General features: G+C 67.7%; 19 protein-coding genes. 1 reads left to right on the top strand and 18 read right to left on the bottom strand.

Translation table 11 applies throughout. The annotated features are described in order from the left end of the window. Positions 1-78: 78 nt before the first annotated feature. From V9K91_RS13760 to V9K91_RS13735, 6 genes are all read right to left on the bottom strand, one after another. On the bottom strand, positions 79-2,670 hold the full coding sequence (locus V9K91_RS13760) for a glycoside hydrolase family 2 protein (RefSeq protein WP_336443409.1): 2,592 nt from the start codon (positions 2,668-2,670) through the stop codon (positions 79-81). A 60-nt stretch (positions 2,671-2,730) separates the two neighbouring features. Beyond that, positions 2,731-3,924, bottom strand: coding sequence for an AGE family epimerase/isomerase (locus tag V9K91_RS13755; protein ID WP_095363851.1), 1,194 nt, complete (start codon positions 3,922-3,924; stop codon positions 2,731-2,733). Continuing rightward, complete coding sequence (locus V9K91_RS13750; RefSeq protein ID WP_249834201.1) at positions 3,921-4,919, bottom strand: carbohydrate kinase; 999 nt, start codon at positions 4,917-4,919, stop codon at positions 3,921-3,923. The genes V9K91_RS13755 and V9K91_RS13750 overlap by 4 nt, the downstream gene beginning before the upstream one ends. Positions 4,920-4,926: 7 nt before the next feature. Then, positions 4,927-6,171, bottom strand: coding sequence for an L-fucose:H+ symporter permease (fucP, locus tag V9K91_RS13745; RefSeq protein ID WP_237334350.1), 1,245 nt, complete (start codon positions 6,169-6,171; stop codon positions 4,927-4,929). A gap of 109 nt (positions 6,172-6,280) precedes the next feature. Further along, a complete protein-coding gene (locus V9K91_RS13740; protein ID WP_093534539.1) occupies positions 6,281-7,348 on the bottom strand; it encodes a LacI family DNA-binding transcriptional regulator in 1,068 nt (355 codons plus the stop codon). A gap of 72 nt (positions 7,349-7,420) precedes the next feature. Further along, positions 7,421-9,883 (bottom strand): GH92 family glycosyl hydrolase, encoded by a 2,463-nt coding sequence (locus tag V9K91_RS13735; protein WP_336443408.1) that lies wholly within the window; start codon positions 9,881-9,883, stop codon positions 7,421-7,423. A gap of 353 nt (positions 9,884-10,236) precedes the next feature. Here V9K91_RS13735 and V9K91_RS13730 point away from each other — a divergent pair, with 353 nt between their 5' ends. Continuing rightward, complete coding sequence (locus V9K91_RS13730) at positions 10,237-13,317, top strand: TonB-dependent receptor (protein ID WP_336443407.1); 3,081 nt, start codon at positions 10,237-10,239, stop codon at positions 13,315-13,317. Between the two features lie 520 nt (positions 13,318-13,837). Here V9K91_RS13730 and V9K91_RS13725 read toward each other — a convergent pair. The 12 genes from V9K91_RS13725 to hisG all read right to left on the bottom strand — a co-directional run bounded on the left by V9K91_RS13725 (position 13,838) and on the right by hisG (position 25,528). After that, on the bottom strand, positions 13,838-14,575 hold the full coding sequence (locus V9K91_RS13725) for a copper homeostasis protein CutC (protein WP_336443406.1): 738 nt from the start codon (positions 14,573-14,575) through the stop codon (positions 13,838-13,840). 2 nt (positions 14,576-14,577) lie between these two features. Beyond that, positions 14,578-15,576: a N(4)-(beta-N-acetylglucosaminyl)-L-asparaginase gene (locus tag V9K91_RS13720; protein WP_336443405.1), complete on the bottom strand. Its 999-nt coding sequence runs from the start codon at positions 15,574-15,576 to the stop codon at positions 14,578-14,580. 50 nt (positions 15,577-15,626) lie between these two features. Next, positions 15,627-16,643 carry a glucokinase gene (locus V9K91_RS13715; RefSeq protein WP_336443477.1) on the bottom strand — a complete coding sequence of 339 codons (1,017 nt, stop codon included), beginning with the start codon at positions 16,641-16,643 and terminating at the stop codon, positions 15,627-15,629. Positions 16,644-16,768: 125 nt separating this feature from the next. After that, entirely contained in the window at positions 16,769-18,367 is a 1,599-nt protein-coding gene (locus V9K91_RS13710) for a calcineurin-like phosphoesterase family protein (protein ID WP_336443404.1), read from the bottom strand. Between the two features lie 89 nt (positions 18,368-18,456). Beyond that, entirely contained in the window at positions 18,457-19,080 is a 624-nt protein-coding gene (hisIE, locus tag V9K91_RS13705; protein WP_336443403.1) for a bifunctional phosphoribosyl-AMP cyclohydrolase/phosphoribosyl-ATP diphosphatase HisIE, read from the bottom strand. Beyond that, complete coding sequence (gene hisF / locus V9K91_RS13700; protein WP_336443402.1) at positions 19,070-19,846, bottom strand: imidazole glycerol phosphate synthase subunit HisF; 777 nt, start codon at positions 19,844-19,846, stop codon at positions 19,070-19,072. The genes hisIE and hisF overlap by 11 nt, the downstream gene beginning before the upstream one ends. Continuing rightward, positions 19,840-20,574, bottom strand: a complete 735-nt coding sequence (gene hisA, locus V9K91_RS13695) for a 1-(5-phosphoribosyl)-5-[(5-phosphoribosylamino)methylideneamino]imidazole-4-carboxamide isomerase (protein ID WP_336443401.1) — start codon at positions 20,572-20,574, stop codon at positions 19,840-19,842. The genes hisF and hisA overlap by 7 nt, the downstream gene beginning before the upstream one ends. Further along, positions 20,571-21,173 carry an imidazole glycerol phosphate synthase subunit HisH gene (gene hisH, locus V9K91_RS13690; protein WP_336443400.1) on the bottom strand — a complete coding sequence of 201 codons (603 nt, stop codon included), beginning with the start codon at positions 21,171-21,173 and terminating at the stop codon, positions 20,571-20,573. Before hisH ends, hisA begins: the two co-directional genes overlap by 4 nt. After that, on the bottom strand, positions 21,170-22,243 hold the full coding sequence (gene hisB / locus V9K91_RS13685; protein ID WP_068851426.1) for a bifunctional histidinol-phosphatase/imidazoleglycerol-phosphate dehydratase HisB: 1,074 nt from the start codon (positions 22,241-22,243) through the stop codon (positions 21,170-21,172). Before hisB ends, hisH begins: the two co-directional genes overlap by 4 nt. Further along, positions 22,240-23,328 carry a histidinol-phosphate transaminase gene (gene hisC, locus V9K91_RS13680; RefSeq protein WP_336443399.1) on the bottom strand — a complete coding sequence of 363 codons (1,089 nt, stop codon included), beginning with the start codon at positions 23,326-23,328 and terminating at the stop codon, positions 22,240-22,242. The genes hisB and hisC overlap by 4 nt, the downstream gene beginning before the upstream one ends. Beyond that, positions 23,325-24,620: a histidinol dehydrogenase gene (gene hisD / locus V9K91_RS13675; protein ID WP_336443398.1), complete on the bottom strand. Its 1,296-nt coding sequence runs from the start codon at positions 24,618-24,620 to the stop codon at positions 23,325-23,327. The genes hisC and hisD overlap by 4 nt, the downstream gene beginning before the upstream one ends. Continuing rightward, positions 24,617-25,528, bottom strand: a complete 912-nt coding sequence (hisG, locus tag V9K91_RS13670; RefSeq protein WP_336443397.1) for an ATP phosphoribosyltransferase — start codon at positions 25,526-25,528, stop codon at positions 24,617-24,619. Before hisG ends, hisD begins: the two co-directional genes overlap by 4 nt. Positions 25,529-25,534 lie beyond the last annotated feature (6 nt).

Raw genomic sequence — 25,534 nt, 5'->3', positions numbered from 1 at the left:
GCAGTCGTTTGGGAACCGACCCTACCGATCCCCAGCCCCAAATCCATCACGCCGCCCATCCCGCACGATGCCGGATGGTCACTGAACCGCCATCGCGTCGGCTACTGAGCGGATCCGCAGCGCGTTGCGCAGCGTTTCGAGTTCGGCATCGGCCTTGACCTTGATCCGCACCGGTTCACCCGGCACCAGGTCGATGGCGTTGTCGTCCAGGGTGGCGTCCATTCCATCGAAATCCACCCACACGCCGCGGGCCAGCTGCGCCGCGCGCAGCTCCAGCACGATGTCATCGCCGTCCTGGATCCAGCGGCTGTCGATCTGCACCTTTGGCAGCTGCATATCCTTGGCCGCCGCGAAGTAGACCACCTGGCGCGACCGCACACGCTTACCTTCCAGCAGTTCCACCACCGCGACCGTACGCGCGGGATCGGCCCTGCCCAGCAGCTGCGCGTCGGTGAAACGCCCGACGTCCAGCGCCGACAGTGCCGGCACCGTCACCGCATGCTGTTGTTGCGAAACCTGGCGACCATCCACATCCATCACCCGCAACCGCCACCGCGCTTCCAGCGGCTGCTGCAGGTCATTGAGCAGGCTGACGCGGGTGACGCCCTCATCGCGCAATGCCGCAACCGCATGGTCCGCAAAGAACCGTTTCGCATGGAAATGCAGCGCCTTCCAGCGCCCGGCGTAATCGATGCTGGACCAGGACGCACCCGGCCACACGTCATTGAGCTGCCAGTACAGCGAACCCATCGTGTACGGGCGTGAGGCACGGTGGTGCAGCGCGGCCAGCGCGATGCCTTCAGCCTGCATCACCTGGCTCAGGTAAACGAAATCAGCGAAGTCGCGCGGCGTGCCGAATTCCCGCTCGACGTACTGGAGCAGGCGCTGGTTGCCCTCGCCTGCCATGAATTTCTGGTGGGCCTTTACGGTAGCGCTGTCGACCTTCCGTTCGCCCGCGGGAATGATGCCGTCCAGCGTGCGCAGCACCGGCCACGCCTGCAGGCCGTATTCGGACATGAAACGCGGGGTCTCACGCAGGTAGGCCTGCACCGGCAGCGCCGGATTGCCCCATACCTGCCAATAGTGCTTGTCGCCGCGGGTGGAGTCGTTGGCCACGGTATCGAGGTCGTTGCTCGGCGAGCTGGACCAGTACGGCACGCCCAACCCTTCCTCGGCCACCACCTTGCGCAGGTCGTTGCCGAACAGGTCTACGTAACCCTGCCAGACACGTTCGGCAAATGCCGGATCGGCCGCCTTCAGGTCGCGGCCGTGGCCCCAGTCCTTCCACGCGGTCTCTTCTTCGTTGTTGCCACACCACAGCACCACGCTGGGATGCGCACGCAGCCGACGCACGTTGTCGCGCGCCTCGGCCACGACGTTGGCGCGGAACGCCGGGTCGTAACCCGGCTGCATGCCGCCGCCGAACATGAAGTCCTGCCAGACCAGCAGGCCCAGTTCGTCGGCGATGTCGAAGAACACCTGGTCCTCGTAATAACCACCGCCCCAGTTGCGCAGCATGTTCATGTTGGCGTCGCGCGCGGCGGTCAGCTCGCGGCGGATGCGCGCCGGATCGACCCGCGCGGGGAACATGTCGAACGGAATGACGTTGGCGCCCTTGGCGAAGATCGGCACGCCGTTGATGACGAAGGCGAAGCCCTGCCCGCCCTTGGCGTCGTTCTCCCGGCGCAGCTCCACCGTGCGCAGCCCGGTGCGCATGCGGTATTCGACCTCATCGGTGGTTCCCGCGTCGGCAACGACGCGCACGGTGTAGCGCGCCTGTTCGCCATGGCCTGCCGGCCACCAGCGCCGCGGCCGGTCCAACGTCACCGGCACCGACAGCACCTGCTGGCCTGCACGCAGCAACGCCGTCTGCTTCACCGTCGCCGCCACCTGCCCATCCGGATCAATCAGCGACACACCGAGAGGCAGGTTGCGCGCTGCCGCGCTGTCCACCTCCACCGCCACCGTCAGATCCGCGCGGCGCGCATCCAGCGCCAGCGTCTGCACGGCCACGTCGGTGATCCTCTGCGCGTTCCAGCTCTCCAGCTGCACCGGGCGCCAGATCCCGGCGGTCACATAACGCGGGCCCCAGTCCCAGCCGAAGTGGTACCCGGGCTTGCGCACGAAGTTGCCGACCATCGCATCGCGCGGCTCATCGCCATACGGCGACGGGTAATTGCCGGCGATCCTGTGCGGCATCGCCTGCACGCCGGGCAGCAGCGTGGTGATCGGCGAACGGAACACGATCCGCAATACGTTGCCGGTGGCCTTCAGTTGACCATCCACCCGCGCCCGCCAGGTGCGGTGGCTGTTGTCAGCGCGCAGCAGCGCCCGATCGTTGAGGCTCACTTCCGCAAAGGTATCCAGGCCTTCAAATGCCAGTTCGGCATGCGCGTCGGCCAGGGTGGCGGCGTCCACGTCGAAACGCGCCTGGTACTCCCAGTCGGCCAGCCCGATCCACTGCAGTCCGGCTTCGGGCGCACCGGCGTAAGGGTCCGGAATGAGTTTGCTCGCCAGCAGGTCGGTATGCACCGACCCCGGCACCGACGCGGGCCGCCATTGGCCTGCCTCGGGATGCGCCTTGAGCTGCGCGTTGACCGGCAGCAGCCGGAACGACCATTGCGCACGCAGCTGCGCCGCGCCCGCGGGGAGCGCATGAAGCGCAAGCAACAGAACCAATCCAACGCTCCACGCCCAACGCTTCATGCATCGCCTCACTGTAAGGTCAACTCAACGCACCACGTTGAGTACTTCGTAGCACGCGCCCATGGTGTGGTAGTCGGTCTTGCCGGCCGGGCTCTTTTCGTTGCTGTACTTGCGGTTGTCCGCATCCAGGATGCGGTACCACGCGCCGTACTGGTGGTCGATCATGTGCTGCCAGGCGTACGCCCAGAGCTTGTCGTACCAGTCCCAGTAGACCGCGTCACCGGTACGCGCGGCCAGCAGCGCGGCGGTGGCCAGCGATTCGGCCTGCACCCAGAAGTACTTGTCGTCATCGCACACCGTGCCATCCGGCGCGAAGCCGTAGTACAGGCCGCCGCGCGCCTGGTCCCAGCTGCGCGCCACGGCGGTATCGAACAGGTGGCGCGCGGTCGGCACCAGCCAGTCGGCCTGCACATGGCGGTCCAGGATCAGCAGCAGCTTGGCCCACTCGGTCTGGTGGCCGGGCTGGAAGCCCCACGGGCGGAACAGGTGCTTGGGGTTGTCGAGGTTGTAGTTCCAGTCGATCTGCCACTGCCGGTCGTAGTGCTCCCACACCAGCCCCTCGCCCTGCGCGGCCTGGCGGCGCGTCATGTGGTCGGCCAGCAGCAGCGCACGGTCGCGGTAGCGGGCTTCGCCACTGGCCTCGAAGGCGGCCAGCATCGCTTCGCACATGTGCATGTTGGCGTTCTGGCCGCGATAGTCGCTGAAGTTCCAGTCGGCGTCCGCTTCGTCCTTGTACAGGCCGAATTCGGGTTCCCAGAAGCGCGTTTCCAGCAGGGCCCAGGTTTCATCCATCCACGCACGGGCTTCGCCGATGCCGGCCTTCAGCGCGCAGCTGTAGGCCAGCAGCACGAAGGCCACGCCGTAGCAGTGGTTGGTGGCATCTTCGACCACGCCGTCGCGCAGGGTCCAGGCGTAGCCGCCGGTGGCCGGGTTGCGGTGCACCTCGCGCAGGTAGCGGATGCCGTGTTCCACCGCCTTCAGGTCGTCCGCCTTGCCGAATTCGCGGTAGGCCATGGCGTGGTTGAACACGAAGCGGGTGCTGCTCACCAGGTGGCGGTGGCTGGCGTCGTAGACCGTGCCATCGTCCAGGTAGTAGTGGAAGAAGCCGCCGTTGGGGTCGATCTCGTGCGGCTGGTAGAACGCCATGCTCTGCGCGATGTGCGCGCGCAGGAATTCCGGCGAGCGGAAATCAGGCTGGGCGGGAATGGCGGTAGTCATGCGGCGGTTTCCTGTTGTTGCTGCAGCAGTGTCTGGACATCGGCCAGGCTCGGCATCGCGGCGAACGCGCCCTTGCGGGTCACGGCCAGCGCGCCGACGGCGGCGCCGAAACGGATGGCGTCCTGCAGCCTGGCCGCGTCGCGGCAGAAGTCGACGAACGCATCGCCATCGGCACCGCGCTCACCGAGCGCGAACAGCAGCCCGCCCACGAACGCATCGCCTGCGGCGGTGGTGTCCACGGCAGGCACCTGGAAGCCGGTGACCACGCCGCTGCCATGGCGGGTGTGCCAACGCATCGGGGCGGCGCCATCGGTGACCACCACGGCCTGCGCATGGGCCGCCAGCAGGCGCTGGATGACCACGGCATTGCCGTCGGCGCCCAGCGGCGCGGCCAGGTATTCAAGTTCCTCGCGCGAGAGCTTGACCAGGTCGGCCAGCACCAGCGCTTCCCACAGCTGCGCGGTCGGGTCGACATCGGCCGGCCACAGCGCCGGGCGCAGGTTGAGGTCCAGGCTGACCATCGCGCCGGCGGCGCGGGCGCGCTGCATGCCGTCGAGCGTGGCCTGGGCGATGGCCGCTTCAGTCAGGCTGTTGGAGCAGACGTGGAAGCTGCGGGTGCCGTCGAAACAGGCCGGGCTGAAGTGCTCGGCGCGGAACAGCAGGTCCGCGGCCGGCGGCCGGTAGAAGCTGAAACTACGCTCGCCGTGCGCGTCGAGTGCCACGAACGCCAGCGCGGTCTTGGCCGCGTCGGTGCGCACGATGCAGTCGGTGGCGACCCCGGCACCGGCCAGGCTCTCGGCAAGGAAGTCGCCGAACATGTCCTGGCCGAGCATGCCGGCGAAATGGGTGTCTGCCCCCAGCCGCGCGGCGGCCACGGCGACGTTGGCCGGGGCACCGCCGGCGTACTGCAGGAACGCGCGAGGCGTGTCCGGCGTGGCCGGCGGCTGCGCAAGTAGATCGATCAAAATTTCGCCGAAACAAACAATCTTGGTCATGACGCGCTCAGCCCCCCTGGCTGAAACCGGCGCGCGGGCGCGAGCCCCACACGCCGTAGAAGAGGATGTAGCCGTAGCACAGCAACGGCAGGATGAAAGACAGGTGCAGGCCGATGCGGTCGGCCAGCAGGCCCTGCAGGAACGGGATGATCGCGCCACCGACGATGGCCATGATCAGCAGGCTGGAGGCCTTGTTGGTCAGCGCGCCCAGGCGCTCGATGCTGAGCGCGAAGATGGTCGGGAACATGATCGAGTTGAACAGGCCGATGGCCACCACCGAGTACATCGCCACCTGCCCTTCGCTGGCCATGGTCACTGCCAGCAACACGGCGTTGGCGGTGGCAAACAGGGTAAGCAGGAGGCGCGGGGAGAAGCGGGTCATGATCGCCGAACCGGCGAAGCGGCCGATCATCGCCATCGTCCAGTAGGCCGACACGTAGCCGGTGGCCTGCTGTTCGGTCAGGCCGCCGATGTTCGGCATCGACAGGTAATTGACCAGGAAGCTGCCGATCGAGACTTCCGCACCGACGTAGAAGAAGATGCCCAGCACCCCGAAAGTCACATGGCGGTGGCGCAGCGCATCCATCAGGGTGTGCTTGACCGGGTCGGCCTGTTCGGTGGTTTCATTCAACGCCGGCAGGCGGAACAGGTAGACGAACACCGCCAGCAGCGCCAGCGCGATCGCCAGGCCCACGTAAGGGCCCTGCACCGACTGAGCTTCCTGGGTGCGGTAGGCCAGCTGTTCGGCCGCGCCGAGTGCGGCCAGTTCATCGGCACTCTTGACCGTGTTGCCGAGGATCAGCAGGCCGCCGAAGATCGGCGCGATTGCCGTACCCAGCGAGTTCAACGCCTGCGCCAGGGTCAGGCGGCTCGAGGCGGTCTGTTCCGGGCCAAGCAGCGCCACGTACGGATTGGCCGCCACCTGCAGCACGGTGATGCCGGTGGCGAGCACGAACAGCGCGCCAAGGAAGGCTTCATACACCCGCAGTTCGGCGGCCGGCCAGAAGCCGAGCGCGCCAACGGCGGCGATGGCCAGGCCGGCCACGATGCCCTTCTTGTAGCCCAGGTGCGCCACCAGCCGACCGGCCGGCAGCGACATCAGGAAGTACGCGCCGAAGAAGGTGAACTGCACCAGCATCGCCTTGGCGTAGTTCAGTTCGAACACCGCCTTCAGGTGCGGAATCAGGATGTCGTTGAGGCAGGTCAGGAACCCCCACATGAAGAAGATCGTGGTGGCCACCGCCAGCGCCATGCGCGTGTTGACCACGGGCGCGGTGGATGACGATGTGGGCAGGCGATGCGTTGGGGAAATGGGCATGCGTAACGCGCCTCAGTGTGCGGGCAGGTGAAAGGGAACGGAATCAGCCGACGGCGGGGCCGCTGCTGTCACGGATACGGAGCTGCACCGGGGCCACGGTATGGCGCGGTGCGGCGGTGGGATCGTCCAGCCGCTGCAGCAGCAGTTCGGCCGCCTGGCGGCCGCGCTCGCGCGGATTGACGGTAAGCGTGGTCAGCGGCGGCAACGCCACCGCTGCTTCGGAAATATCATCGAACCCGGTCACCGCGAAATCGCGGCCCGGCTGCACACCGCGCGACGCCAGGCCCAGCATCAGGCCCAGGGCCACCGTGTCGTTGTAGCAGACCGCTGCGGTGGGCACGTCGCCGGCGAACAGTTCGCCCGAACGCGCTGCGGCTTCCAACCGGTTGGGCGCCGATTCAATGAGCCAGTCCGGCTTCACCGACAACCCCGCCTCTGCCAGGGCCTGCGCGTAGCCAGTACGGCGCTGGTGGCAGGAGCTGGACTCAGCATGGCCGCCGAAGAAGGCGATGCGGCGATGGCCCTGCTCGATCAGGTGGCGGGTGGCCAGGTAAGCGCCCTGCTGGTTGTCCAGGGTGAGGAAATCCCAGTCGCCGCCCTTGAGCTCGCGGTTGAACAGCAGCACGTTGGCATAGCCCACGGCTTGGCGCACTTCGGTGGCATCGCTGCCTTCGGCCGGCGACAGGATCAGGCCGGCCGGGGTGTGTTCCATCAGCGTGGTCAACACCGCCTGCTGCCGCACCGGCGATTCGCCGGTGCTGCCCAGCAGGGTCACGTAGCCCTTCGCGCCAAGCGCCTCGTCTACACCGGAAGCGAATTCGGCGAAGAACGGGTTGGACAGGTCGTTGATGACCAGTGCCACGCTGGTCGAGGTCCGGCGGCGCAGGTTGGCTGCGCCGCGGTTGTACACATAGCGCTGCCGGCGCAGTTCGGCTTCCACCCGCGCGCGGGTGTCGACATTGACCAGCGGGCTGCCCCGCAGCACCAGCGACACCGTGGCGCGCGACACGCCGATGGCATCGGCGATGTCGGTCACGGTGACCGCACGTGCGGCGCCGGCACGGGGCGTGCTGGCGCGGGTTCCCTTGGCAGCGGAAGTGTCCTTTTTCATCGTGGCGTCGGCGTCCTCATGGTCCTGCAAGCCTAAACGATCACATCGGTCAACGGATCGCGGCCGGCGGGCTCATTCCAGCGCGGCCCCCGGGGTGGCGCAGTACGACACCGGCAGGGCGTCTACCTGGGTACCCCAGCCGGTTTCCGGTGCCGTGTCGCCCAGGGTGTAGGCGATGGTGCCGCCCTGCTGCAGGCGGTTCCAGTCCAGCCAGACCGGGGCATGCGCCTGGCCATCGACCTGCACGCCCTGCACGTACTGCAGCTTGCGGCCGTCGGCACCCGGGGCCTGCAGACGCAGCGTGCGGCCCTGGCCGAGGTCGACCTCGACCTTGGCAAAGCGCGGGGTATGCAGCAGGAACTCGCCGCTGCCCGGCACCGCCGGGTACAGGCCCAGCGCACTGAACAGGTACCAGGCCGACATGGTGCCCAGGTCATCGTTGCCGGTGACGCCATTGGGCGCGTTGGTGAACAGCTGCTGCGCGGCGCGCACCACCGTGGCGGTCTTCCACGGCTGGCCGATCAGGGTGTACATCCACGGCGCATGCAGGTCCGGCTCGTTGTTGGGGTTGTAGCGGTACTGGTTGTAATAGCTGTACGGGCCCACCACCCATTCCTTGCGGGCGGCCTGCAGCGGCGACTGCAGCAGCGCGTCGTAGGCGAAGAACGCATCCAGGCGCTTGCCGGCGTTCTCGCGGCCGTGCATGGCCTGGACCAGGCCGGGGATGTCCTGCTGGGCCAGCCACTGGTACTGCCACGCCGTGCCTTCATGGAACCCATGGTGCGAGCGCGGGCTGTAGTGGCCGTCGGCCGGCAGGTACCACTTGCCATCGTCCATGCGCGGGCGCGGGAAGCCGCTCATGCCGGTTTCCTCGTCACGCACGCTCGGGTCCCACACCTTCTGCCAGTTGCGGCCGCGCTGGCGCAGCACGCCGGCATCGTCGGCATGGCCCAGGCCATCAGCCATCTGCGCCAGCGCGCAGTCGGCCAGGGCGTACTCCAGGGTGGCCGAGCCGCCGTGGTGCGGATCGACATCCATGCCCTTGGACGGGAAGGCGCGGTCGTAGGCGACGTAGCCGTTCTCCACATAGCCCGGGTTGCCCGAGCGGCCGGCATGCCGCGAGTTCATCGGCGGCAGTTCGAAGGCATTGCGGCGCAGTGCGGTGTAGGCCTCGCCTTCGCGCCCGGCCAGCGCGCCGAAGCGCCACAGGTCCACCATGAAGGGGGTGACCGGGTCGCCGGTCATGATGTTGGTTTCGAAGTTCGCGTAGCCCCAGCGCGGCAGCCAGCCGCCCTGCTCGTTGATCGCCAGCAGGCTGCGGCCGATATCCCTGGTCACCTGCGGGCGGGTCAGCGCCAGCCACTGGTTCTGCGCACGGTAGGTATCCCACAGCGAGAAATACTCGTAATAGGTCCAGCCCTCGGCGCGGTGGATGTTGTCGTCGTAGCCACGGTAGCGGCCGTCGGCATCGCTGCCGGTCAGCGGCTGCAGCAGCGCGTGGTACAGCGCGGTGTAGAGCACGGTGCGATCGTCGGCATGCTTGCTGTCCACGCGCACGGTCGACAGTTCCTTGCGCCACTGCTGCTGCGACAGGCTGCGCATGCGCTCGAAGCCAAGCAGGCGGCCATCCTGCATGCCATCGCTGCGCAGGTTGGCGCGTGCGCCTTCGGCATCCACGTGCGAAATCGCGCTGACCGCGGTGACCGCGCGGCCCTTGGACAGGTCGAAGCTCAGCCACGCGCCGCTGGGCTTGAGCTCGCCTTCCATGCCATGGCGGGCGCCGGGCAGGCCACCGCCCTCGCCCCAGGTGCCATGGGCCTTGAACGGGCGGTCGAATTCGATGCGGAACCAGGTGGTGTACTGGTGGCCACCGCAGAAGCTCTTGGTGACCAGCTTGCCTTCGACCACGCGGTCGCCAACCACGTCGATCACGCTGCCGATCACCGAATGGCGCTCGTTGGCCTGGCCCACGTTGACCAGCACGTGGCCGGTCCCGGCGTCGGCCGGGAAGGTGTAGCGCTCGGCGGCGGCGCGGGTGCGTGCGGTAGCTTCGGCGTCGATGCCGCCGTAGCTGGTGAGGCGCACCTTGTAGTAGCCGGCCTGGCCGACTTCGCCTTCGTGGGTGTAACCGGAGGCGTAGGCCTTGTGGTCGAAGCTCTTGGCGTTGTCGGTATCGAAATCACCGCCCGGGCCGATGGTGCCGGTCACCGGCAGCACCGAGACCTGGCCGCCCTGCTCCCAGCAGCCGGCGCCGGACAGGAAGGAATGGCCGAAGCCGCGGATCTTGGGATCGTCATAGCGCCAGCCGGCATAGTGTTCGCCGATGGGGCTCACCTGGATCAGGCCGAACGGGGCCGAGGCGCCCGGGAACGTATTGCCGTCATCCTTGCTGCCGATGAAGGTGTTGACCTCCCGCTCGAGCGCGGCCGGGGCGGCCTGCAGGATCGGGGTGAAGGCCAGCACGGCCAGGCAGGCCAGGCCCGCCAGCGGGCGGCGCAGGGGCGGAAGGGCAAGGCGGGACGGCAATCGGCGCATGCAGTGGGTCCTATGGTTTGGATCGCTCCAAAGTCACGACGACGTGAATTTAGATCGATTTAAGTAAACCATGGACAAATTGCGGGATGCATTCTGCGGCGCAACATAACAAACCACCCACCAGGGGCCATAGGCACATCTGCCCCCTGCCCGTCCATATTGCGCAGCAGCATGCGTCCCGCGCCCGGCCGTGTTAAAAATTCGCCGCCAGCGGTTTAGATCGATCCAACTCCAAACCGTCACAGAACCGGCCACGGCGGGCGTGGAACCCTGTAACCCCACGCCATTCGGCCTCCGAATTTAGATCGATACAACGTGTCAGCCATACGCTTCAATCCAAGGGAGAGAGTGGAATGAACCAGATGTCCCGCAAACACGGCCGCGACGCGTTGTCGGCCGCCATCACCTTCGCATTGGCCGCCGCCGCCTTCGTGCCGGCCGCCGCGTTCGCCCAGCAGGCCACCACCCCGTCCGAGACCCCCTCGGCGACCACGCTCGACAGCGTGCAGGTGACCGGCTACCGCTACGCCATCGAGAAGAGCCTGCAGCAGAAGCGCGACGCCAACGCCGTGGTCGAAGTGATCACGGCCGAAGACGTGGGCAAGTTCCCCGACAAGAACGTCGCCGATTCGCTGCAGCGCGTGCCTGGCGTGGTGATCACCCGTGACGGCGGCGAAGGCAAGAGCGTCAGCGTGCGCGGCCTGGACCCGGACCTGACCCTGACCCAGTTGAACGGCAATTACATCGCCACCTCGGAAACCAATGACGAGGCGAGCCGTTCGTTCAATTACACCCTGCTGCCGTCGAACATGCTGTCCAGCGCCGAGCTGTTCAAGTCGCCCGAAGCGCGCATCGACGAAGGCGGCATCGGCGGCACGGTCATCCTGCACACCCGCCGCCCGCTGGAGATGGAGTCCAACTCCGGCTACGTGACCCTGGAAGGCACCTCCTCGGACAACAGCCGCGACGTCGACCCGCAGGCGTCGGCGCTCTACTCCTGGCACAGCGACGACGAGCGCTTCGGCGTGCTGGTCGGCGTGACCCAGCAGAAGCGCACCAGCCGCACCATGGAAGCCACCACGGAAAACTACCAGTGGTATGGCACCGACACCACCGCGCGCGACGTGTTCGGCAATGACATGAACCAGGGAGGTGTCAACTACTGGTGGGGCAACTCGGGCTTCAACGACCAGAACGGCCGCAACTACACCGACTTCTACATGCCGACCTCGGTGAACTTCGCGGTCAAGGAAGAAGAGCGCCAGCGCAAGGGCGGTCAGCTCACCTTCCAGTTCAAGCCGACCGACAACGTAACGCTGACGGCGAACTACTTCCGCTTCGAGTTGGAGGGTGATTACACCCAGAACATGCTCAAGATTCCGGAATGGAACATGGCCCGCTACAACCAGGACGGCAACTGGGCCGGCGGTCGCCTGCTCAACGGCCTGACCATGGATCCCAGCGGCTCCATCGTCACCGGCGCGCAGTTCGAGAAGATCCCGGGCAAGACCTACTACTGCAGTGAAGACGAAGCTGCCGCCGCCGGCCTGCCGCCGGGTGGCTGGGGTCCGGACGATTGCACCATCCCCACCCCGCAGCTGACCGGCGATTACAGCCGCGAAAAGGCGCTGTCGCAGACCGCCGACCTGAGCGTCGACTGGGACATCAGCCCGCTGTGGAAGGCGTCCTTCAGCGGCGGCCGCACCTGGTCCGAAGGTGGCCCGTCGATGAAGTTCCGCATGTCGGCCAAGCCGCGCCGCCGTGTCGATGGCGTGTGGCAGACCGGCAACCAGTACTCGGCATGGGACCTGACCGGCACGCCGTCGGCCACGTTCTCGCCCGACCTGCAGCAGCAGCTGATGAACGGCATTGCTGAAGTGGACACCGGCTCGACCGATTCGTCCTGGATGCAGACCGAGATCAAGCAGAACCACTTCCAGGCCGACTTCACCAAGCTGTTCGAGACCGGCTGGCTGGATTCGTTCCAGTTCGGCGCCAAGTACAGCGATGGCAAGGTCCACCGCAATACCGGCAACACCTACTGGGTCTGCCCGGGCACCGACCCGGCGGACTATGACAACAACCGCTACCAGGCGGGCTGCGACAACACGGCCGGCATTGCGCAGCCGGGCTTCTTCCTGTCCAACCCGATCAGCGGCATCAACGGCGGTTTCAACGCCAACGTGTTCCCGGGCATCAACTACCCGGCGTACATCAACTACCTCAACGACCGCTACGGCGGTTCGCACAACCGCACCGAAGAAGATTTCGTCTACAACGTCAACGAGAAGGTCTACGCCGGCTACTTCCAGGCCAACTTCCGTACCGACCGCCTGCGCGGTAATGTCGGCCTGCGCGTGGTGCGTACCGAGCAGTTCGCACAGTCCAGCGATGCGATCGAACGCTTCAACGACTACTTCCTCGACAACGCGTCCGGTGCACCGATGTCGTGTACCGACCCGGCGGCGGCAGCGTTCCCGACCTACGGTTGCGAAAGCGGCTTCGTCCGCCTGCCTGACAGCCTGGCGCGGCAGAAGTCGTTCGAGCTGATCGGCACCGACAAGACCTACACCGACTTCCTGCCGAGCTTCAACATCGCCTGGGACATCACCGAGAACCTGGTGCTGCGCGGCGCGGCGTCGAAGGTGATCGCGCGCCCGAGCTACACCAGCATTGCCGCACCGGGCGCACTGAGCTATTACAGCGCCGAGTACGTCAATGACCGTCGCGTCGCCGGTGGCGCGCCGCAGGAAGGCTGGCAGGGCCACGGCAGCAACAAGGACCTGGAGCCGTTCGAGGCCACCCAGTTCGACGTGGGCCTGGAGTGGTACTTCAAGCCGGGCGCGGTCGCGGGTATCGGCCTGTTCCGCAAGAACGTGGACAACTTCACCGTGCCGGTGGTGCGTGACGTGCAGATGGTGGTCGGCGGCGAGTCGGTCACGGTGCAGGATTACGAGACCCAGGCCAATGGCCGCGATGGCGTGTCGCAGGGCGTGGAGCTGTACGGTCAGTACACGTTCGACATGGGCTTCGGTGTGCAGGCCAACTACACCTACAACGACACCAACCTGGCCTCGATCGTGCTCGACGGTGAAAGCATCGGTTCGTCGCCGCTGGTCGGCAGCGCCAAGAACCAGGCCAACGTGACGGTGTTCTACGAGAACGAGAAGTTCCTGGCACGTGCCTCGTACAACCGTCGCGGTGAAGTGGTCGGTGGCCTGAACGGCGGCATGACCGAGTACACCGAGCCGTACGCACAGCTCGACCTCAACGTGGCCTACAACTTCACCGACGCGCTGACCTTCACCGCCTCTGTGTTGAACGCCACCAAGGAAGAACAGCGCATCCACCTCGGCAACGATACCGATGCCCGTCTGATCTCCAGCCTGTACTCGGGCCGCCAGCTGTACTTCGGCGCGACCTACAAGTTCTAAGCGTCAACCCACCCCTGCCTTCGGGCAGGGGAAACGCTCCTCCACGGCAACCGCGCTGTCATAGGCGGTTGTCGTTTTTTTTGGGGTTTGATGTAGAGGCCAAAGCCGAAGCCGAAGCCAACGGAACAGCCAAAGCAAAAGCCGTCGTTTGCCCGGGTACGCGTGCAGGGCCGGCGGGTGTGGGGGTACGGGGGGCGCCGTGAACCCTTCCATGGGGGCTCTTACCAAACATCCATGTTTGGTAAAGCCCCCGTACCCCCACACCCGCCGACCCTCTGACAGTGTGTTGGTGGCCATCGGAAAGGCAACGGCAACTGCGTAGAGCCACGCCCTGCGTGGCTGCTTCTTCCAACCGCACACGCAATCCGTCGGGGAGGCAGGCGGGTGGCCCCTGTAGGGACTGTCAAAAACATGGATGTTTTTGCCAAGCCCCCAAGGATGGGTTTACGGCGTGTCCCGTAAGGGGCTGCCCGACTGCCTCCCTGCTCGTAGCATTGAAGACGCTGCTGTTGCTGTTGCCTTACGAGACGAAACCGTCCAGCGCAGCGCGCAACCCAGCCACGATGTTGGCATCCGTTTGCGTCCAGTCGTTGTCCAGGCCACGCAGGTCGTCATTGCGATAACGCATGCCCGAGACGCGGACCGCCTTTGCAGAGGCGTGCAGTTCACGGCATCCGGTAGCCGTGGCAATGCCCGCAACGTTGCCCGGACCAATACCCGCGCCCGCCATCACTGAAAGGCGATCACGTGCCTGGGCGACCAGCCTGGCCAGCATGTCACTGCCCGCTTCGGCGCTGGACTGGCCACCGGAGCTCAGCACCCGCTGGCAGCCCAGCGCGATCACCTGCTCCAACGCGGTGGGCAGGTCACGCGCAGCGTCGAACGCCCGGTGGAAGGTGACGCCCAGCGGGCCGGCAGCGGCGACCAGTTCGCGGCACAGCGCGGTGTCGATGTTGCCGTCGGCATCCAGCGCGCCGATCACCACCCCGTCGCACCCCAGCTGCCGGCACTGTGCGATATCGCGCAGCATGATGTCCGTTTCGAGGGCGTCGTAACGGAAGTCGCCCGGGCGCGGGCGGATCAGCACGAACAGCGGAATCCGTAACCGATCCCTCGCCACCGCGATGCTGCCGTGGGACGGCGTGGTGCCGCCCTCTGCCAGGTTGTCGAACAGTTCGATGCGGTCGGCACCGCCCTGCTGCGCCGCCAGGGCCGATGCAACGGAGTTCGAGGCGATCTCGAGGGTGCGCCGCTGCATGCTCAGGTCTGCTCGCTGGTGTATACCGAGGCCGAATCGCGCAGGTCGTCCTGGCGGTCCTTGTCGCATACCGCGTAGACGAAACCGCGATGCAGCGCGTACGCGCCGACCTCACCATTGCGGTCCAGCGCCAGGAAACAGACCTGCAGCGTCCTGCTGGCTTCGGGGCGCTTGCGTACCACCCGTGCGATCGCTTCGCGGCAGGCTTCTGCCGGAGAGCGGCCCTGGCGCATCAGTTCCACCACCAGGAATGACGCTGCGTTGCGGATCATTTCCTCGCCCACGCCCGACGCGGTTGCCGCGCCTACCTCGTTGTCCACGTACAGGCCGGCACCGATGATCGGGCTGTCACCCACCCGCCCATGCAGCTTCCACGCCATGCCGCTGGTGGTGCAGGCCCCGGCCAGCTGGCCCTGCGTATCCATGGCGAGGATGCCGAGCGTGTCGTGGTTGCTGCTGTCGCCCGGCCGCGTGCGCCGTTCGGCGTTGATCTCGGGGGTGTACTGCGCGGTCTTCAACCACTCCCGCCAGGCTTTTTCCGCGGCCGGAGTGAGCAGTTTTTCGCGCTTGAAACCCTGCTGCACCGCGAACTGCTGGGCACCCTCGCCTACCAGCATCACGTGCGGGGTCTGTTCCATCACTTTGCGGGCCACCGATACCGGGTGCAGGATCTCGCTCAGTGCCGCAACCGAACCACAGCGGCCGTCGCCGGCCATGATGCTGGCATCCAGGCTCAGCACCCCGTCGCGGTCGGGGTTGCCGCAGCGCCCCACGGTCGGATTGCACAGTTCGCTTTCCGCCCAGCGCGCTCCGGTTTCCACCGCATCCAACGCACTGCCGCCGGCGGACAACACCTTCCACGCGGCCTGGTTGGCGCCTACGCCGAAATCCCAGGTGGACACCACCCGCGCGCGCCCGCTGGCCCGGGCCTGCACGCGCGGAAACGCCATCACGCCTGCGGCCAATGCACCGGCCTGTAGGAACTGTCTACGATCAGTCACTGGTTGCTCTCCCAACGCCGTGAACCAGCCCGGGAGGGCCGGGAAAATGCTTATGCGGCCGCGCAGCGATGTTCGGCGTGCCATACGGCCGCGCCCACCACGCCCAGCTCGCCATGTTCGACCCGCCACACCGGCACCTGCTCCAGCACCCGGCGCATCACGCCCTTGGCCAGGAAACGGGTGCGGAAATGGCCATCGTCGAGGAAACGGGCCACGTGGCTGGAGATGCCGCCGGCCAGGTACACCGAGCGCGCCCCGAAGGTCACCGCCAGGTCACCGGCCAGGCTGCCCAGCCAACCGCAGAACACCTCCATCGTCTCGACCGCCAGCGCGTCGTCGCCCGCGTGCGCGGCGGCGATCAAGGCTTCCGGCGTGGTCCACTGCGGTTCCGCCCCGCGAATGCCGCACAGGCAGGGATACAGGTTCATCAGGCCGCTGCCGGACAGGATGCGTTCGTTGTCCACGTGGTCCCAGCGCGCCAGCATCTGCTGCAGCACCTGCAGTTCCAGTGCGGTGCCGGCGCCGAGCGCGGCATGTCCGGCCTCGCTCGCCAGCACCGCGCGTGCACCGGCCTCGAAGCGCAGTGCGCCGCCCAGCCCCGTGCCCGGGCCCAGCACCAGGGCGGGCCAGCGGTTGCCGTCGGCCGGCTCGCCGTTCAACGCCACCAGGGTTTCCGCTGCCACGTGCGGAATCGCATAGGCGACGGCTTCGAAATCGTTGATCAGGTCCAGCGTGGCGAGCCCTGCGTCCCGGCGCGTGTCCGCCACCGAGACCGGCCACGGCAGGTTGGTGTTGACCAGGTGGTCGCCTTCCAGCAACCCGGCAATGGCGACCACGGCGCTGGCCGGCGCCAGGTGCTGCGAGGCCCGGAACGCGGCGAGGATGGCGGCCAGGCTGGGGAACTCGGCGCAGGCAAAACGACGCAGGTTGCGGATGCGCGGCGCCTGGCCGGGCACTACGTCGGCCAGGGCGAGGCGTGCGTAGGTACCGCCGACATCGGCGACGATCAACGTGTCGCCTTGGGAACCCGGGCGCGGGTGGACCGGATGCGCGTCCGGGAACGGTATTGCAACGCTCACGCGCAGGCCTTGGGTGGATTCGATGTCATTGCCGGGATTTTCGGTGATCGTGCTGGCTTTGCAAAGCCGGGGTTTGCCGTACCCGGGCGTATTGCGGTGTGCGTGCTGGACCGTTACGGGTTGGCTACCTGCAGACGGTAGGTGGTGCTGGCCGTTGCCGTGGGGCCGTCGGCGTGGACGGCGCGGACGTCCACCTTGTGGGCGCCAGCGGCCAGATCCGTCGGCAGCGCGCCCCGCCAGAGGTGCGGCGAGGGCGTGGCTTCGGGCGAGCGGTCGAAACCGCGCAGGCGTTCGGCGGTGTCGTCAGCGACGTTCTCGACCACCAGGCGGGGGTCCGGCTGCTCCACCCGCTTCATGCTCTGCCACGCGCCATCGTCGACGCGATACTCCACGAGCGTGTCGGCCTGGCCCATGAACACATTGGCGTACACGCCCCAGGCCGGGTAGGCGCCCTTGCGCAGCACCTTGGGCGCGTGCAGGGCGATCTGGTAATCATCCGGCGCGCGCGCCACGTAATAGCGCAGGCCGTACTCGCCACCCGGCTTCACCGAGAGCACTGCGTACCCATTCGGGGTGCCGTCGCTCATGGTCGCATCTGGAATGCCGCTGCTGTCTTTTACGCCTGACCAGAACGCACCGCAGGCCGCGCCCACGTTGTACTCATGCAGTGGCTTGCTGCCCTCCCAGCCTTCGGCCACACCGTGGTAGTAGTGCTGCTGGGTGTGGCTGTGCCCACTGAGAACCAGCACGTTCGGGAAATCCTTGAGCAGGGCGAACAGGCGCGCGCGGTCGGCGTGGCGGAAGGTCTCGCGGCCCGGCGCGGCATCGAACAGCGGAATGTGCATGCCGAGCACCAGCAGGCGGTCACGCGGCACGCTCTTGAGGTAGTTGGCCAGGAAGGTGAACTGGTCCGGGCGCAGGCCGCCGACGTACTTCGGCTTCGCAGCCGGGTCATACACCACGTCATCCAGGAACACGAAGCTGGCGCCGCCCTCCTCCACCGCATAGGTGTCGGGGCCATAGACCGCGCGCCAGCTGTCCAGCGAATGGCGGTCATCGCCGGCATCCATGTCCAGGTCGTGGTTGCCCGGCACATGGAACCACGGCACCTGCAGCTGTGCGGTGGCTTTGTTGATCTGCGGGTACAGCGACAGATCGTCGTTGACGATGTCGCCCAGCGTGGTGCCCAGCCGCGCCGGATGCTTGCCGATGATCGGTTCGACGATGGCGCGATGGTAATAGCCTACGTCCTGGCGGCTGGCGGTCTGCGAATCGGTGAATACCAGCATCTCGAAACCGGCGCGTGCGGCGTCGGCGTCCTTGACCGGCTCCAGCGCGAAATCCCAGTTGCGCACATTGCCGCCGGTGGCAGCGATGCCGTCGTACTTCAGCCGCGGCGACCCCTGCGGGGCGTAGTGCCGCCAGTAGCTGGGCATGCCGTTGGCGGCGGCCGGGAAGCGGAATTCGTCGGGCTTGATCACGAACACGGTCTGGCCATCGCGCACCGGCAGGCTGTAGCTGCCGTCGGCGGCGGTGCGCACGATCTGCTCACCGTTGGAGACCTGCACCCCTGCCAGCGCCGGGTCGGTAGGGCCGCGGCCGGGCTTGCCGTCGCGCTCCTGGTAGACCTTGCCGGTCACGGTGGCCTCGCTGGCCCAGGCAGGTGCGGACATCAACAGCAGGCAGGCCAGCCAGGCAGCAGTGCGGGTCATCGAGGCGTTCCGTTGGAGGTGGGCGATTGTAAAGCCGCACATCATCCCCTGTGGCCCGTTTCAACGACGTTAAATGACGTGCTTCCCGCTCAACCGGCGTGGCGGGCCACCAGCACGCCCACCGCATCCTGCAGCGACAGCCCACGGGCGCGCAGCAGCACGGTGAGGTGGAACAGCAGGTCCGCCGATTCGCCAAGCAATGCGCCGTCGTCCTGCACCACGCCGGCCAGCGCCGTCTCCACGCCCTCTTCGCCCACTTTCTGCGCGATCCGGCGCAGACCCTGCTCGAACAGGGTGGTGGTGTAGCTGTTGGCCGGGCGCTGCTGTTCGCGTTCGCGTACCAGCGCGTCGAGGCGACCGAGGAAATTGCCGGGCGCCTGGGCGAAGCAGCTTTCGCTGCCGGTATGGCAGGTCGGGCCGGCCGGGCGCGCGCTCACCAGCAGGGTGTCGCGGTCGCAGTCCACGCGCACGGCCACCACCGCCAGCACGTTGCCGGACGATTCGCCCTTGGTCCACAGCCGCTGCTTGCTGCGGCTGTAGAAGGTCATGTGCCCGGTTACCAGGGTCAGGGCCAGCGATTCGGCGTTGGCGTAGCCCAGCATCAGCACCGCGAGCGTATCGGCGTCCTGCACCACCACCGGCAACAGCCCATCGCCCTTGGCCCAGTCCAGCTGTTCCAGCGACTCACGGGAGGGCAATACTTCAATAGACATCACGAACCTCGATCTGCTGCTCGCGCAGGAACTGCTTGAGCGCGGGAATGGCGATGGCGCCACTGTGGAACACGCTGGCGGCCAGCGCACCGTCGACATCGGCCTGGTCGAATACATCGGCGAAGTGCTGCATGTCGCCGGCACCGCCGGAGGCGATCAGCGGCACGCTGCACAGCGCCCGCGCCTGGCGCAGCTGGGCCACGTCGTAGCCGCGGCGCACGCCGTCGCTGTCCATGCAGTTGAGCACGATCTCGCCGGCGCCACGGCGCTGGGCTTCCACCAGCCAGTCCAGGGTCCGCACCGGCACCGCCTGGGTCTTGTCCGGGTCGCCGCTGAAGCGGCGCACTCGCCACTCGCCATCGGGCTCCCGTACCGAATCGATGCCGACCACCACGCACTGCACGCCGAAGGCATCCGCCAGCTCTTCGATCAGCGCGGGGCGGCCCAGCGCCGGCGAGTTGATCGAGATCTTGTCCGCGCCGGCGTACAGCACGCGGCGGGCGGTCTCCACTTCGCTGATGCCACCCGCCACGCAGAACGGAATGTCGATCAGCCGCGCGATGCGCTCGATCCAGCCCACGTCCACCGCGCGCCCTTCCGGGCTGGCGCCGATGTCGTAGAACACCAGCTCGTCGGCGCCCTGGTCGCGGTAGCGCAGCGCCAGTTCGGCGATGTCGCCCATGTCCACGTGATCGCGGAACCGCACGCCCTTGACCACGCGGCCATCGCGCACGTCCAGGCACGGAATCAGCCGGCGGCTCAACATGCCAGCGCCTCCTGCAGGGTCATGCGGCCTTCCAGCAGCGCCTTGCCCAGGATCGCCCCGCCGCAGCCGACCGCCTTGGCGTCGGCTACGTCAGCGGCACTGCGTACCCCGCCCGAGGCCTGCACCGCTACGCCAGGCAGCAGCTTGGAGAGATGACGGTAGAGGCCGATGTTGGGGCCGGACAGCATGCCGTCGCGGGCGATATCGGTGCACAGCAGGTGGCGCATCCCGGCCTGCGCATAGCGCTGGGCCAGCTCGTCCAGGGTCACGTCGGCAGTTTCAGTCCAGCCATGTACCGGCAGCAGCCAGCGGCCGTCGTCGGCCTGGCGCGCGTCCAGGGCGATGGTCAGGCGGTCGGCGCCGAACGCCTGCAGCCAGCCGATCACGGTCTCCGGCTCGCGTACCGACACCGAGCCCACCACCACGCGCGCCGCGCCGGCATCCAGCAGCCGCGCCACATCGTCGCGGCGACGGATGCCGCCACCGGTCTGCACCTTCAGGCCACTTTCGCTGGCAATTGCGTTGAGCAGCGGGGCCAGGGTGTAGCCGCCGGCACGCGCGGCGTCCAGGTCGACCAGATGCATCCAGCTCGCGCCCGCTGCAGCGAACGCCTTCGCGCGCGGCAGCGGATCGTCGCCGTAGGTGGTCTGCTGGGCGTAGTCGCCCTGCAGCAGGCGCACCACGCGCCCCTCACGGATGTCCAACGCGGGATAGACGGTGAAACTCATGCGGGTTCGTTCTCGAGGAAGTTGCGCAGGATCCGCGCGCCGGTGGCGGCGGAACGCTCGGGGTGGAACTGCGCGCCGCTGTGGCGGCCGCGCTGCACCACCGCGGCGAACAGGCCGCCGTGATCGCAGGCGGCCACGGTGTGTTCGTTCAAGGGGGCGGCATAGCTGTGCACGAAGTAGGCGCTGGCGCGGTCGGCAACGCCGTCCATCAACGCGGCCTGGCGCAGCGGGAGCAGCCGGTTCCAGCCCATGTGCGGGACGCGGATGCCGGTCGCCGGGTGCAGGTGGCGGACCACGCCCGGCAGCAGGCCCAGGCATTCCACGTTGCCCTCTTCGGAGTGTTCGAACAGCAGCTGCATGCCCAGGCAGATGCCCAGCAGTGGGACCTGCAGCTCACGCAGCGGCTGCACCAGGCCCTGCGCATGCAGGCGTGCCATGCCGTGCGGCGCCGCGCCCACGCCGGGCAGGATCACCCGCGATGCGCCGCGCAGGCCCGCCGCATCTCGCACCAGTTGCACGCGTGCCCCCAGTCGCTCCAATGCGTAGCGCACCGAGCCGAGATTGGCGCCGCCGGCATCGATGAGGGCAATGTCAGTCACAGCGCCCCCTTGGTGCTGGGCAGCGCCGTGCCCTGCCGCGGCAGCGCCTGGCGCAGTGCGCGGGCCAGCGCCTTGAAGCAGGCCTCCACCTTGTGGTGGTCGTTGTCGCCGCGCACGCTCAGGTGCAGGTTCAGGCCCGAGGCATCGCACAGCGAGCGGAAGAAGTGCGGCACCAGCTCGGTCGGCATGTCGCCTACGCGCTCGCGCTTGAACTCGCCTTCGAACACGAAGTACGGGCGGCCGCTGAAGTCCAGCGCAGCGCTGGCCAGGGTCTCGTCCATCGGCAGGGTGAAGCCGTAGCGGCCGATCCCGCGCTTGTCGCCCAGTGCTTCGCGCAGGGCCTGGCCCAGCGCCAGCCCGGTATCTTCGATAGTGTGGTGCTCGTCGATGTGCAGGTCGCCTTCAGCCTGCACGCTCAATGCAAAACCGCCGTGCTTGCCGATCTGCTCCAGCATGTGGTCGAAGAACGGTAGCCCGGTGTGCGTCTGCGGTTCGGCGGTGCGGTCCAGGTCGACCTCGACCCGGATGCGGGTTTCCTTGGTGTTGCGCTGCACGGTGGCGCGGCGTGGCGCATCGGCCAGTTCATGGGCGATGCCGTTCCAGTCCCACTCACCACCAAACTGTCCGGTGCGCAGCTGGAAGCCACGGATGTTCATGTTCTGCGCGAACTGGATGTCGGTCGGGCGGTCACCGACCATGGCCGAGCGCGCCCAGTCGATGCTGCGGTCCTGCAGGTACGGCAGCATCATGCCGATGCCGGGCTTGCGCGTGGGCGCGTTGTCGTGCGGCCAGGTGCCATCGATCAAGACGTCACGGAACACGATGCCTTGGCTGGCGAAGATCTGCAGCATCAGGTCGTTGGGGCCGTCGAAGGAGGCCTGCGGATAGCCTTCGCTACCCAGCCCGTCCTGGTTGCTGACGATCACGAACTGGTAGCCGGCATCGCGCAGCTTCAGCATCGCGGGGATCACATCGCGCACGAAGCGGATCTTTTCGTACGCGTCGATCTGGAAATCGGCGGGCTCTTCGATCAGGGTGCCGTCGCGGTCGACGAACAGGATGGGGGTCATGCGGCGGCCCTCCGGGCGCTGAGTACCTGGAGCACGCGGTCGTTCTCCTCCGGGCTGCCAACGGTGATGCGCAGTGCATCGTGCAGTTGCGGCGCGGCGCGTTGGTCGCGCACCACCACGCCAGCGGCGAGCAGCGCGTCGAACGCGGCCTGGGCGTCACTGAACCGCACCAGCAGGTAGTTGCCCTGCGAGGGGTACACGCGGACCACGCCGGCAGCCTGCTGCAGGGCCGCCGCCAGGCGGCCACGTTCGGCCTTGATCTGGGCCACGCGGGACGCGGTGACCTCAAGCGCGGCCGGTTCCAGCGCAGCCAGGGCCAGTGCAGTGCACGGCGCGGGCACCGGGTACGGGGCCTGGCAACGGCGCAGCGTCTGGATCAACGCGGGGGCGGCGATCAGGCTGCCGATCCGCACGGCGGCCAGGGCGTGGGCCTTGGACAAGGTGCGCAGCACCGCTACGTTGTCACGGTGCGCCAGCAGGCTGGTGGCCGATGCCTGCTCCGCGTACTCGCCGTAGGCCTCATCCACCACCACCAGTGCCCTGCCCTGCAGCGCCCGGGCAACGCGTTCGATGTCGTCCAGCGAGATCGTGCTGCCGGCCGGGTTCGACGGCGTGCACAGGAACACCAGCTTGGCATTGCCGGCCAGGGCGGCGGCGATGATGGCGTCGATATCCGCCTCCAACGCATCCCCGGCATCCCGCAGCGGCACTTCCAGCAGCGGTGCATTCTGCAGGCGCGCGCACACCGCATACATGCCGAACACCGGTGGGGTGACCAGCACGGCGTCGCGGCCGGGTTCGCACAGTGCGCGCACCAGCAGGTCGATGGCTTCATCGCTGCCACGGCCGATCAGCAGCTGGTCGGCGGAGCAGCCGTACAGCGCGGCCAGCCGCGCGCGCAGCGCTTCGGGTTGCGGTTCGGGGTAGCGGCGGGCGATGCCCTGCGCGTCGGCAGGATTGGCCCAAGCCGATTCATTGGCGTTGAGCCATACGTCACCCACCAGCGCGCTGCTGCGTGCCGAGGAATACCCGGCGAACGCGCGCAGGTCGCTGCGCACCAGGTCGAGCACGGTACCGTCGCTCATGCGGCCGTCTCCATGCGCAGTGCCACCGCGTTCTCGTGCGCGTCCAGCCCTTCGGCACGCGCCAGCACGCGCGCGCAGTTGCCGATGGCGGCGATGCCCTGTGCGGTGGCGGCCTGCACGCTGATCATGTTCTGGAAGCTGGCCACGCTCACCCCGCTGTAGGCGCGCGCGGCGCCGGCAGTGGGCAGCACGTGGTTGGTGCCGCTGCAGTAATCGCCCAGCGCTTCGGGGGTGTAATCGCCCAGGAACACCGAACCGGCTGCTTCCACCTGCGCCAGCCAGTCGCGCGGTTCGCGCAGCGCCAGGATCAGGTGCTCGGGGGCGTAGCGGTTGCTGATCTGGAAGGCCTGTACCAGCGAATCGACCAGGATCAGGCGCGAGGACTGCAGTGCCTGCGCGGCGATGTCGGCGCGCGAGAGCTGCGCCAGCTGTACCTGCACCTGCGCCTCGACCCTGGCCAGCATGTCGGCATCATCGGTGAGCAGCAGCACCTGCGAATCGGGCCCGTGTTCGGCCTGCGAAAGCAGATCGGCGGCGACGAAGGCGGGGTTGGCGCCGGCATCGGCGATCACCAGGACTTCGGAAGGGCCGGCCGGCATGTCGATCGCCGCCGCGCCATCCTGGGCCACCTGCTGCTTGGCTTCGGTCACGTAGCTGTTGCCCGGGCCATACAGCTTGTCGCAGGCAGGTACGCTGGCCGTTCCGTAGGCCATGGCGGCAATCGCCTGCGCACCGCCCAGTTTGAACACGCGGTGCACGCCGGTCAGGCGCGCGGCCACCAGCACGGCCGGATCGGCGCTGCCATCGCGGCGCGGCGGCGTGCACAGCACCACTTCACGGCAGCCGGCCAGCTGCGCCGGCACGCCGAGCATCAATGCGGTGGACGGCAGCGGCGCGCTGCCCGCCGGAACATACAGGCCGACGCGGCCAATCGGCCGCACCATGCGTTCGCAGCGCACGCCCGGCGCGGTTTCCACCGCATAACCCTGGCTCATGCCGGCCTTGTGGAACAGGCGGATGCGCTCGGCGGCCTCGGTCATCGCCTGGCGCAGCTCGACCGGTACCGCACGCTCGGCGGCGGCGAATTCCTCATCATTCACTTCAAACGAGGCCGGGGCCACGCCGTCGAAACGCAGGCTGATTTCGCGCAGGGCGGCATCACCATCATCACGCACCGCCGCGATCAGCGCGGCCACCGATTCGCGGGTACGCGCGGCCACGGCCTGCACCGGACGCTGCAGCGCCTGTGCCTGTTCGCTGTCGCTCAACTGGGACCATTGCAGACGATTCATGCCAGCGACCGCTCCACGCTCAACACCATCAACCCCTGGGCGCCTGCGCGCTCCAGCTCTTCCAACCGCTGCCAGGTCAATGCGCCGTGGCACATGGTCTGCAAACGCAGGTGGCCGCCATCATCGGGCAACTGCACCAGCGGGTCGGCATCGGGCAACAGGCGGGCCAGTTCAGACACGCGGTCCAGTTCGGCGCGGAACATCAGCAGCTTGCTGTCCTGCAGCTTCACCACGCCGTCGAGGCGGCGCAGCAGCATGGCCATCAGGCCAGCGCGGGCATCGTCGGGGGTTTTCACCGGGCCGGCCAGCACGGCTTCGCTTTCCAGCAGCGTTTCCACCGGCTTGAGCTGGTTGGCGGCCAGGGTGGCGCCGCTGGAGACCAGGTCGCAGATCAGGTCGGCGGTGCCCAGCCGGGGAGCGATCTCCACCGATCCGGACAGCTCCACCACCTGGGCATCCACGCCGCGCTCGGCCAGCCAGTCGGCCAGGATCGCGGGGTAGCTGGTGGCGATGCGCTTGCCGGCCAGCTGCTGCACGCCCTGCCAGTTCCATTCCTCGGGCACGGCCAGCATCAGCCGGCACTGGCCGAAGTTCAGGCCGCGCAGCGCCTGGTAGGCATCGGGCAAGCCGATGCGGCGGCGCGCGGCGCCCTGCTCGTCCAGTTCATTGCGGCCGACGATGCCGAAATCGCAGACGCCGTCGGCGATCAGGCCGGGGATGTCGTCATCGCGCACCAGCAGCAGGTCCACCGGCAGCGATTCGCCGTAGCAGAACAGCTTGTCGCGGCTCTGCCGCCAGCTCAGCCCGCAGGCGGTCAACAGGCTGCGCGCCGGTTCGGCCAGGCGCCCGCTCTTCTGGATGGCAATACGCAGCCGGTCACGTGCCGGGGCGGTCTGGGTTGCACTCATGGGGGA

The sequence above is a fragment of the Stenotrophomonas sp. CCNWLW57 genome (assembly GCF_037203925.1).
GTDB lineage: Bacteria > Pseudomonadota > Gammaproteobacteria > Xanthomonadales > Xanthomonadaceae > Stenotrophomonas > Stenotrophomonas rhizophila_A.
The sequence above is the reverse complement of the archived record's forward strand: the minus strand, read 5'-3'. Positions and strand labels throughout refer to the sequence as shown.